Source organism: Pantoea sp. BL1 (genome assembly GCF_000963985.1).
Classification (GTDB): domain Bacteria; phylum Pseudomonadota; class Gammaproteobacteria; order Enterobacterales; family Enterobacteriaceae; genus Pantoea; species Pantoea rwandensis_B.
This window is the reverse complement of sequence record NZ_JZRH01000008.1, coordinates 124,279-130,429: the sequence shown is the minus strand read 5'-3', so window position 1 is coordinate 130,429 and position 6,151 is coordinate 124,279. Positions and strand designations below refer to the sequence as shown.

Sequence of the window (6,151 nt, the reverse complement as noted above, 5' to 3'; positions counted from 1 at the left end):
CAGACACAGCCATCGAACGCGCCCTAAGACACAGCCATCGAACGCACCCTCAGGTACAGCCATCGAAAGCACCCTCAGACACAGTCATCGAACGCACCCTCAGGTACAGCCATCGAACGCACCCTCAGACGCAGCAATCGAACTCACATCAGACACAGCAATCCAGCCCAACATCAGACACAGCAGTCCAACCCAACGTCAGACACAGCAATCCAACCCAACATCAGGCCCTAAGATGCGCCTGATGCTGCTCCAGCCACACAGGGAAATCTTCGATTGGCATTGGACGGGCGTAATAATAGCCCTGTAAATGATCCACGCCGCGCTCACGCAGATAGTGTGCCTGCTCAGCGGTTTCCACGCCCTCAGCCACTAACGCAATGTTCAAACGCTGCGCCAGCGAAATCACCATATCTGTCACCGTGGCGTTAATCGCATCGGTGCCGATGGCCGCAGTGAAAATCTTGTCAATTTTCAGCACGTCTGGCTTCAGGTCTTTCAGGTAGGCGAGGGAACTGTGACCAGTGCCGAAATCGTCGATCGCCAGACGTACGCCGATCTCATGCAACTGCGAGACCACAGATTGATCGATCACCGGCAAGGCATCACGTTCAGTCAACTCGACCACCAGCTTTGGCAGCGGGTTAGCGGGCCACCAGATGCTTTGCAGATCCTCGACAATCGCACGATCGCGGAAATGGCTGGCGGCAACGTTAATCGCAATATGGAAAGAGGAACACTGCGGCAGGTTGGGCAACTCATTAACCACTTTGGCTAACACAAAGCGCGTCAGTGGTGCTATCAGGTTCTGACGCTCAGCTAGCGGGATAAACACATCCGGCGCAATCCAGCCCTGACGCGCATTATGCCATCGCAGCAGTAACTCCATGCCATCGCACTCACCACTTTTGGCATTAATCAGCGGCTGACAGTACACCATAAATTCATTCGCGGTAATGCCATAACTGATTTGCCAACTGAGGCTCATGCGGTTCGCGGTGGCTAACCAAACGATATAACCCATCAGCAAGCTCAGCAACACCGCGAGCGGCAATTGGGAAGGCAGCGTATGCAACGCCAGACGTGCCGGAGAAGGGCCATACAAGGTAATGCTGTAGGGGTAACGCAGTGAAGCCTGATCGAAAGCCACTTCATCTTCCGATGGCTCTGTCTCTTCAATCAGCGGATTACCATATTCCAGACTCTGTCCGCCGACATTAAAAATGGCCCGTTCGACCCAGGGTAACTGCGGCTCCAGCAAATAATTCGTCATCAATTCCACATTGATAACCTGTAGCAGCCCATCGCGATTATCCAGCGATTTGGGCGTCCACAGCAGCAATACCGGTGAACCTTTCAGCAGGTAGTTATCTGTGGTCAGCATCATGCGCTGATTGTTAATTGACAGTTCCGGATAGGTCTGACTAAAAGAAATATTGCGCGGACCGTAAATGCTGGAGCAGTAAATACTGTCGTCCTGCACCAGCAGAATGGTGCGCACGGTCTGCAATGAAGAAATCTTTTCGATCAACGGATAGCGAACTTGTGCGCAAGGTACGCCAACCAGCCCAAGCGTGTTGTTGGCGGACACATCCAGCGGGGAGAACATACGGTCAAAGCGCTCAATGGCGCGGCTGGCAAAATTCAGTGACTGCTGCTCAATACGCGATTTCTCTTCGATATAACGAAAAGTCAGCGTGAGAATCAGAACCAGCGCCGCGATCACCAACGCAATAAGCAAACGCTTACGGCGAAATTGACCAACAAATTGCTGGGGAATGAGCATCAGTAACCACCTTGCAAAACAAAAATTGAAGCCAAATTAACGTGTAGGTTATCGGCATGGAGGCGGCCAGGTTTAGCGCAGCGCAGAGAAAAAAAGCGGCACTAAAAAACAGCGCGGCCACTAAGGGCCGCGCGCAAATTAATGTATCTGGTTTACTCACCAGGAGGTAGCGTGAGATGCAGAAAATAATTCAATTGATTACTTTTTCAGCATGTCTCGTTAATCACATTGCACTTTGATCGCCAGACCACCGCGAGAGGTTTCACGGTATTTGGCATTCATATCTTTACCGGTTTCGTACATGGTTTCGATCACCTTATCCAGCGAAACTCGCGGCTCACTGGTACGGCGCAACGCCATGCGCGCGGCATTGATGGCTTTGACTGAGGCGATGGCATTACGTTCGATGCACGGCACCTGCACCTGGCCTGCCACCGGATCACAGGTCAATCCCAGATTATGTTCCATGCCGATTTCAGCGGCGACACACACCTGCTCCGGGCTGGCGCCAAGCAATTCCGCCAGGCCAGCGGCAGCCATCGAACAAGCCACACCGACTTCGCCCTGGCAGCCCACTTCGGCACCGGAAATCGAGGCGTTCATTTTATACAGCACGCCAATGGCACCTGAAGCCAGGAAGTAACGGATGAAGATATCTGGCGTCACAGTCTCAATAAAGTGATCGTAGTAGGCCAGCACTGCAGGCACGATACCGCACGCGCCGTTGGTTGGCGCGGTCACCACACGTCCACCGGCGGCATTTTCTTCATTCACCGCCAGGGCAAACATGTTAATCCAATCAATCACGTTCATCGGATCGTTGGAGTGTTTGGAGGAGGACACCAGCAAACGACGCAACGAGGCTGCACGGCGCGGCACCCGCAGTGGGCCAGGCAATACGCCTTCCGTATTTAAGCCGCGATCGATACAGGCCTGCATGGTTTGCCACACGTTGCCGAAATAGGCATAAATGTCTTCACGACTGTGCAACGCCAGTTCATTCTTCATCACCAAACCGGAAAGTGACAAACCGCTTTCATGGCAGTGGCTCAACAACTCTTTGGCAGAGTTGAACGCATACGGCACCGATACCTCATCCAACACGGATTGGCCGAAATGCTCTTCATCAACGATAAAACCGCCGCCGATGGAGTAGTAAGTCTTGGTCAGGATCAACAGATCGCCGGCAAAGGCGAAAACCGTCATGCCGTTTTCATGCAACGACAGATTTTCACTGCGGAACACCATGCCGCCTTCGCGTGGGAAATCGACTTCACGCGCACCCTTGGCCAGCAGCAGGCGCTCGCGCTGTTCTACATCTTTAATAAAGGCGGGAATGCTGTCGATATCTACCGTGGCAGGCTCAAACCCAGCCAGCCCCATAATGATGGCGATATCGGTATGGTGACCTTTGCCTGTGAGCGACAGCGAGCCATAAACGTCGACGGCAATACGCGTCACGTCCTGCAGCTTGCCCTGTTCGGCCAGCAGATCAACAAACTGCTTGCCCGCTTTCATCGGACCTACGGTATGTGAACTGGATGGGCCAATGCCCACTTTGAACATGTCAAAAACACTAATCACCGGTGACACTCCTCACAAATCTTATTCTGCACGGCTGAGGCCGTTTATGCGGCTAATAGTAATCGCCCGCGTGACTGAGCGAGCAGCTTTTCGCATGAAATAAACTAATTATAATCCACAGAAATAGTTATCCCATTCAGCTGTTGTGAAGTGGATCGAGTTTATGGCGGAAGTAACACGCAGTGTGGAACTCAGGGAAGGGCGATTTGCTGACTGAGTGCGCGAATAATACCGGCGGTCATGCCCCAGATAAAATAATCCTCATACCACGACAACCACACCTGATGCTGACGATGACCTCGGCGCAAGGTGAGTCCACTGTAGCGGCTGAGACGCAGGGCTTCTGCCAGTGGCATCGCAAAGGTGCTTTCCACTTCGTCAGGATTAATATCAAGGGACAGGCCAGCGGGAATGATGCCGACCACCGGCGTGACGGCAAAACCGGTGCTGCTGGTGACCGGCGGTAACACCCCCACAACGTTGACCATAGCGGGTTGAATGCCGACTTCTTCTTCAGCTTCACGCAGTGCGGTATGAATGAGCGAATTATCCGTTGCATCCTGCATCCCGCCCGGGAACGCTACCTGACCGGCATGCTTGCGTAAATGTGATGAGCGACGCGTCAACAGTAACCCGGGTTCAACCCCGTCTATTACGGGCACCAGCACCGCCGCCCGCCGCCCGCTGATAACGCTTTTGGGCGCACTTACAGGGGGTTGCATGACAAAGCGGTTCAGGAACTGGTCAAGCGTCAGGCTCATTTAAACCTCGCCGCTTAGACTGGGCAAGATGCGATTGACCTTGTGGAAGGTCTCCTGATATTCCAGCTCCACATCGCTATCCGCCACCAGGCCACCGCCTGCCGCACAATAAAGATGCTGATTTTCAGCGATTAACGTGCGGATGGTTATGCTGGTATCCATGCGACCACACAGGCTGATGTAACCGATGCTGCCGCACCAGGCGTTGCGGCGCTGCGGTTCCAGTTCCTCAATAATCTCCATAGCGCGAATTTTTGGCGCACCGGTAATGGAGCCGCCGGGGAAACAGGCGCGCAGGAGATCGGTTGCGCTGAGATGTTGAGGTAGTCGCGCACGCACGGTGCTCACCAGATGATGCACCGCCGGGAACGGTTCCACCACAAACAACTCAGGGACGCTGACGCTGCCGGGTTCAGCCACGCGGCCAATGTCATTGCGCAGCAAATCGACAATCATCAGGTTCTCGGCGCGATCTTTTTCCGCATGGGCCAGTTTCTCTGCCTGTGCGCGATCGGCTTCTGGATCGGCTAAGCGTGGCAAAGTGCCTTTGATCGGGCGGGTCTCAATCTCCTGCTGCTGTAGCGAGAGAAAACGTTCCGGCGACAGGCTAAGAATGACGCTCTTAGGCAAGCGGATAAACGCACTGAAGGGCGCACGGTTGTCGCGGTTGAGTCGTAAAAAGGCCAGCCACTCGTCGCCGTGATAGCGAGCCTGAAAGCGTTGAGCCAGGTTTACCTGATAACAATCACCGGCTTGAATGTAGTGCTGAACCTGGGCAAAACGCGCGGCGTACTCGTCAAAACTGAGGTTTGACTGCCAGTCGCTGGTCAGTGAAAACCCTTTAGGCTGCGGAATCGCCTGCGCCTGCAGCCACTGCCAGCGTTGCCCGGCATCGGTGAGTGAAATCAGGGTGAGTTTTTGCTGATGATGATCCGCGATCAAAGCCCAATCGTAGATGCCGACTGCCATATCCGGCGTCGCCAAATCCTGCTCCGCGCGCTGCGGTAAGGTTTCAAAGCGGCGTCCCAGATCGTAGCCAAACAAACCCAGCGCGCCGCCCTGGAAAGGCAGATCAGCATCAAACAGGGGAGTAGCGCCCAGCATCTCGCACTGTTGCTGTACCAGGTGCAGTGGATCGTCGGCGGAGAGTATCACCTTGCCATCACAGTCGATTTCCGTCATCTCACCGCGCGTGGTGAGCGTGGCACGGGGATCCGCCGTTAAAATGTCAAAACGATTATCGGCATGGTCGGCATGGCCAGAGGTGAGCAACATTGCCCAGGGACGATGAGCAAGCGCAGAAAAACGGTGCAACAGCGCATCCGGCGTATACTTCAGGTTAAGGGTTTTTACGATCATCGGGCTAATTAATCCAACAAGCAGGCGCGTAGCCTGGCACATTTTTTTGTTGCTGGCACCTGTTTGTTCCGCGTGGAATAATGCGTTCCCTTTTGCACCAGGAGCAAATAATGTTTACAGGTCTTCCGGCTTTATCTCATGAACAGCAGCAGCAAGCTGTGGAACGTATCCAGGAATTGATGGCAGGTGGCATGGCGAGTGGTCAGGCGATTGCGCAGGTGGCGCACGAGATCCGTCAGAGCTATCAGGGTGAATCGATTCGGGCGATGTTCGAAGACGACGAAGAAGACGAATAACGCCCGAAAGGGTTACAGCGCAGCGATGATTTTGATTTCCACTTTGTATTTTGGATTCATCAAGTCGGCTTGCACGGTGCAACGTACCGGTGCGTTGTCAGGTGAAACCCACGCATCCCATGCACGATTCATGGCAGGGAAATCGGCTTTATCGACCAGGAAAATTGTGGCATCAAGGATCTTACTTTTGTCTGATCCGACACGAGTAAGAATCGCGTCAATCACCGCCAGCGCGTTGGCGGTTTGCGCTTCGGCATCGGCATCCAGATTTTCGGGCACGCTGGTGTAATAGACGGTCTGGTTATGTACAACAGCTTCTGACATGCGGGGTGCGGGATCAATACGCGTAATAGTCATGGTGTTCT

At 53.9% G+C, this 6,151-nt stretch carries 6 protein-coding genes; 1 reads left to right on the top strand and 5 read right to left on the bottom strand.

Annotated features, from left to right (window positions below; genetic code table 11):
• Positions 1–223 precede the first annotated feature (223 nt).
• The 4 genes from VH86_RS05540 to pabB all read right to left on the bottom strand — a co-directional run bounded on the left by VH86_RS05540 (position 224) and on the right by pabB (position 5,490).
• Positions 224–1,786: an EAL domain-containing protein gene (locus tag VH86_RS05540; protein WP_045832183.1), complete on the bottom strand. Its 1,563-nt coding sequence runs from the start codon at positions 1,784–1,786 to the stop codon at positions 224–226.
• A 219-nt stretch (positions 1,787–2,005) separates the two neighbouring features.
• A complete protein-coding gene (locus VH86_RS05535) occupies positions 2,006–3,370 on the bottom strand; it encodes an L-serine ammonia-lyase (RefSeq protein WP_038646587.1) in 1,365 nt (454 codons plus the stop codon).
• Between the two features lie 191 nt (positions 3,371–3,561).
• Entirely contained in the window at positions 3,562–4,131 is a 570-nt protein-coding gene (locus VH86_RS05530) for a CoA pyrophosphatase (RefSeq protein ID WP_038646589.1), read from the bottom strand.
• Positions 4,132–5,490, bottom strand: coding sequence for an aminodeoxychorismate synthase component 1 (gene pabB, locus VH86_RS05525; protein WP_045832187.1), 1,359 nt, complete (start codon positions 5,488–5,490; stop codon positions 4,132–4,134). It lies immediately after the preceding gene.
• A 110-nt stretch (positions 5,491–5,600) separates the two neighbouring features.
• Here pabB and VH86_RS05520 point away from each other — a divergent pair, with 110 nt between their 5' ends.
• A complete protein-coding gene (locus VH86_RS05520; protein WP_034828730.1) occupies positions 5,601–5,786 on the top strand; it encodes a YoaH family protein in 186 nt (61 codons plus the stop codon).
• Positions 5,787–5,798: 12 nt separating this feature from the next.
• Here the strand turns inward: VH86_RS05520 and VH86_RS05515 are convergent, their stop codons facing one another.
• Positions 5,799–6,143, bottom strand: coding sequence for a RidA family protein (locus tag VH86_RS05515; RefSeq protein WP_045816070.1), 345 nt, complete (start codon positions 6,141–6,143; stop codon positions 5,799–5,801).
• Positions 6,144–6,151: the final 8 nt, after the last annotated feature.

What these genes read in the sequence shown, in the direction of transcription:
- VH86_RS05540 (WP_045832183.1), bottom strand. Translation starts at nt 1,786, where the DNA reads ATGCTCATTCCCCAGCAATTTGTTGGTCAATTTCGCCGTAAGCGTTTG.
- VH86_RS05530 (WP_038646589.1), bottom strand. Translation starts at nt 4,131, where the DNA reads ATGAGCCTGACGCTTGACCAGTTCCTGAACCGCTTTGTCATGCAACCC.
- pabB (WP_045832187.1), bottom strand. Translation starts at nt 5,490, where the DNA reads ATGATCGTAAAAACCCTTAACCTGAAGTATACGCCGGATGCGCTGTTG.
- VH86_RS05520 (WP_034828730.1), top strand. Translation starts at nt 5,601, where the DNA reads ATGTTTACAGGTCTTCCGGCTTTATCTCATGAACAGCAGCAGCAAGCT.
- VH86_RS05515 (WP_045816070.1), bottom strand. Translation starts at nt 6,143, where the DNA reads ATGACTATTACGCGTATTGATCCCGCACCCCGCATGTCAGAAGCTGTT.